The sequence below is a fragment of the Virgibacillus carmonensis genome (assembly GCF_057836705.1).
Map to the genome: position 1 here is coordinate 1 of NZ_JBYQFJ010000196.1, position 655 is coordinate 655.

2 protein-coding genes are annotated in these 655 nt (G+C 35.9%); both read left to right on the plus strand.

The window, feature by feature from the left end:
• A partial coding sequence (locus AC3G7N_RS21340) for a DUF4349 domain-containing protein (RefSeq protein WP_489424142.1) occupies nt 1–328 on the plus strand: 328 nt, incomplete at its 5' end.
• A 22-nt stretch (nt 329–350) separates the two neighbouring features.
• Nucleotides 351–655, plus strand: a 305-nt coding sequence (locus tag AC3G7N_RS21345; RefSeq protein WP_489424143.1) for a GNAT family N-acetyltransferase, incomplete at its 3' end; no start/stop codon positions are given.

The following is a 655-nucleotide window of genomic DNA, read 5'->3' on the forward strand; positions in this document are numbered from 1 at the left end:
TCTATCTATCTCTGAGGATTTAGCCAAGGTTCAAAGAGGGATTGAGGAAATAACAGGGCGGATGAAGTATCTGCGGAATAAAACCGACCTAGCGACGGTTACTATTCAAATAGAAGAAAATAATGTGAAACTTTCTGGAATAAGTGAGGATGAATTAAATACGTGGGAAAAAACGAAACAACAGTTTTTGAAAAGCATCAACTTTATCATCTCGGTTCTTTCGGGATTAGTTGTTTTTCTTATCGGGAATTTGCCGCTACTTATCGTATTAGGCTGTATTGGTCTAATTATATTCTTCATTGTTAGGAGAAGTAGGAATAATAGATAAAAAGATTGGATAGGGGAAGAAAATGAATATAAAGACAAATAGTAAAAGGCTATATCTTAGGGAATTTACTAGTAATGATTGGCAGCAGGTCCATATATACGCGTCACGTGATGAAGTGTGCCAATACCAGGTATGGGGACCAAATACTACAGATGAAACAAAGGAATTTATTAATCAAGCTTTAGCGGATATAGATAAACACCCTAGAAGCAGATTTTCTCTAGCTATTATCTGTAATGGATATTTAATCGGATCCGTCGAATTAACTATCACAGACGAGAAATATGGCACGGCAGAAATAGGTTATGTTATCAATCCCTCTTATTG